The sequence below is a fragment of the Helicobacter sp. CLO-3 genome (assembly GCF_001854545.1).
Classification (GTDB): Bacteria; Campylobacterota; Campylobacteria; order Campylobacterales; family Helicobacteraceae; genus Helicobacter_B.
The window spans coordinates 1-3351 of the sequence record NZ_MLQN01000066.1; the positions used below are offsets into that span (position 1 = coordinate 1).

Annotated in this window: 2 protein-coding genes; both read left to right on the plus strand. The window is 47.9% G+C overall.

Translation table 11 applies throughout. The features are described 5' to 3' along the window. Positions 1 to 274: 274 nt before the first annotated feature. Complete coding sequence (locus BKN38_RS09990; RefSeq protein ID WP_066453731.1) at positions 275 to 2377, plus strand: hypothetical protein; 2103 nt, start codon at positions 275 to 277, stop codon at positions 2375 to 2377. Positions 2378 to 2549: 172 nt separating this feature from the next. Beyond that, positions 2550 to 3179, plus strand: coding sequence for a class II aldolase/adducin family protein (locus tag BKN38_RS09995; protein WP_066453729.1), 630 nt, complete (start codon positions 2550 to 2552; stop codon positions 3177 to 3179). The last annotated feature ends 172 nt before the right edge of the window (positions 3180 to 3351 follow it).

The following is a 3351-nucleotide window of genomic DNA, read 5'->3' on the forward strand; positions in this document are numbered from 1 at the left end:
AGCTAAATCTTACTAATCTTATCTTGTAAAGGTTTAACTTTAAAAGCTTAAGTGCTTAATAAGCTTAAACAATGCGTTGAAATTTTTGGGAAGTAGAATATTACAAATGTAATGCTTAAAGTTTGCTGAGAAAATAGCAAAGTGGTGTAAAAATATCAAATTTAGATTCTGGTTTAGATTCTGCGCGCTTAATCCAAAATCTGCTATAATCAACGCTTATCATTAGCCTTTATAGGCGTCGATTTGTCGATGCTTGGGCGGTTTGGGGTATGTCATGAGGATGTATTTTTGTGGTATTTTTTCATTTGGCGGATGCGGGGATTTGGCTTCATGCGCTTTGTCTTGCGTGCGCGGTGGTGCGATTTTTGGCGCTGTTTTTGGCGCGTTTGTCGCCTGCGTGGCGGCTATTTTGATAGCGGGCTGCTTTTATGATGCAGAATCTAGCGCGCCTGCAAAAGCGCAAGTGGCAAAAGCGGATTCTGCCAAAGCCTCTACAAAAAACAATGCCAAAGGCAATGCCAAAAATAGCGCCGCTTCCGCACATAAATCAAGCAAGGCAAATCAAGAGAAATCAAATGCTAACAAACCAAGCGCCAGCCAAACCAAACCCAGCGCGCCAGTAAAAAAGCCAAGCCAAGTAGAATCCACTAAAACAAAATCAGCCAAAGCAGAATCTGGCAAAATAGATTCTAGCGCATCCAGCGCTTCAAAATCCGCCGCCAGCCAGCCAAACGCCACACAAAACGCCAGCGCCCAGCAAAGCACCAACACCGCACAAAGCACTTCGCCAAACGCAACCGCCAACACACAACCAGCCGCCCAAGATTCCGCGCCAAACCCAAATCAAGCCAGCGCCCAAACCAACAACCAAACCACCACCCAAACCCAAGAATCACCAACCGACCAAGACTCTACCGACCAAATCCCCGCCGACATCAGCGCATACAAGCCCCTGCCCTTGCAAATCAAGTTTGACGACCTCATAAGCGCGCAATCACTGCGCGATAACAACCAACTCATCACGCTAAAACGCGCCGATAATGGCGACTTCGTGACTATCGAGGTGTTTGATGCAGAGGGCAACCTCCGCGCCACGCTAAGCTTCAAAAACAACCTGCTAGAAGGCATCAGCAAAGCCTACAAAAACGGGCAAGTCGTCCGAGAAGTGCCATACAAGCAAGGGTTGATTGATGGCGTGATGATAACCTATTCAGATTCTGGAGCATCAGATCCTCGCCGCGTAGAGACCGCCTACAAAGCCGGCAAAAAGCACGGCGCTAGCAAAATCTATCAAAACGAGAATCTAATCTCGCTTCGAGAATACCAAAATGGCGTGCTGCATGGCATCGCAGAGACGCACCTAGACCCGAGCACATCCGCAAGCGAGAGTGGTGCTAGCATGACGCGCACACACTATCGCAATGGCAGCAAAGAGGGCAAATCAAGCGGCTATGCCAATGGCAAACTCGTCTTTGAGCAAACCTATCAAAACGACTTTTTGCAAGGGCAAACCAAAACCTATGGACATGGCGAAATCACCAAAATCATACGCCACTATCAATGGGGCTTGCTAAATGGCGAAGAAATCGTCTATGACTATCCAAGCCAACGCACCTTATATCGCTCATCTTACGCGCTTGGCGTGCTTGTCGCACCCTATGCAAACTACCAAAACAACGCCATCGCCTTCTACTCCATGCGCCCAAATGATAAAGACACCAAAATACACAAAGACAGCGCGAAAGCTGGCGTAGATTCTAGCGTGGCGGGTTCTCGCAAGGATTCTAGCGCCATAGATTCTAGCGCTTTGGACTCTAGCGTGGCGGGTTCTAGCGCAGAGATTTGGCGCTATGAGAGCGGGCAAATCGCGCTAGAAATAGCTCAAGATTCAGCGGATTCTACCACCAAGCGCGTGCGCTCATACCGCAAAGATGGCAGTTTGATTAGCGATTTTAGCATAAGCGCTAGCAGAGCCAGCGGCAGCACCTACACCAAAGACTCCAGACTAGAATCCAAAATCACCTCCGAGCGCGACAGCAAAACCACGACACTTTACAACGCCGATGGCTCCATCCGCTCCATAAGCCAAGAAATGCCAGCCAAAAACATCACCCAAACATACAAAAACAGCCGCCTTGCCAATGAAATAGTATGGCTCGAAGGGCAGGAGATCACCATCCAAAAGGGCTTTTTCCCAAGCGGCGCGCTGCAATTTGAGCATACATATATAGATGGCGTGATGATACAAGGCGTGCTTTATGGCGCAAATGGCGCGAAAATCTATGAGTTTGGATACTCCAGCCAAGATGTGATTTTTGATGAGGCATTCCCGCAGACTGCGGCACTTAGGCGCGCAAAAGTGCTGCCAAGGCGGTAAGCGAAAAAGCGGCAGGACAACAGGGCGATAAGGCAATGACGCGCGACAATATAACAAACGCGACGACACGATGACGCGCGACATTTGGGGCAAAACCGCCTTTAAAGACATCTTTTAGACGCCTTTGGAAGCGCGACAAAACCATTAAAACCACAAACCACAAGGAAACACCATGAATATCCACACCAAAGACATAGACACAAGCATCATGAAAAACCTCTCCGATGTCGCCTACTCGCTTTGTCGAAGCGGGCTTTTTGGCGTGTTTTATGGCTCGATTTCTGCGCGCCTTAGCAAAAGCAACTTCATAATAAACCGCAAAGACGCCCTGCTAGACAAAATGAACAACGACTCTTTCATTATGCTACACGACAAAGAGGACTACCGCTGGCAAGAAGCGAGCCTTGATAGCTTCATCCACGCCAACATCTATCGCAACTTCCTAGAGGCGCGCTTTGTCATCTACTCGCACGCGCCCTACGCCACCTCCTACTCGCTCAAGCACAAAGTCATCGCGCCCATCGACTACCTAGGCTACAAGGTGCTTGGGAAAAATAGCGAAATACTGGATTCTAGGGAGTATGAGACGCTCTATGAGCGCGCGGAGACAGACATCGTGCGGTATTTCAAGACGCATGCTACAAACTTCGTGCTAGTCAAAGGCTGTGGGATCTATGGCTATGGGCGCGACCTCGCCACGCTAGTAAAACTCATCGCCGTCGTGGAAAACAGCTGCAAAATCCTGCACTACAACAACATGATAGAGCAAAACTACGACAACGAAAGCCGCTTTGAGGTGTAGAAACTAGGCACGGAAAATTTGCGAAGTTTAGTTTTATAAAAGGCACAAAATTTGCAAAATTTCGCAAGCAAACATTTATGTGATATTAAAAATTTTTAGACTAAAATCACGCGTTTTTTGATTTGGATTCTGTTTTTGCAAGCCATCCAAACTAGAATCTACCAATCGTCAT

What these genes read in the sequence shown, in the direction of transcription:
- BKN38_RS09990 (WP_066453731.1), top strand. Translation starts at nt 275, where the DNA reads ATGAGGATGTATTTTTGTGGTATTTTTTCATTTGGCGGATGCGGGGAT.
- BKN38_RS09995 (WP_066453729.1), top strand. Translation starts at nt 2,550, where the DNA reads ATGAATATCCACACCAAAGACATAGACACAAGCATCATGAAAAACCTC.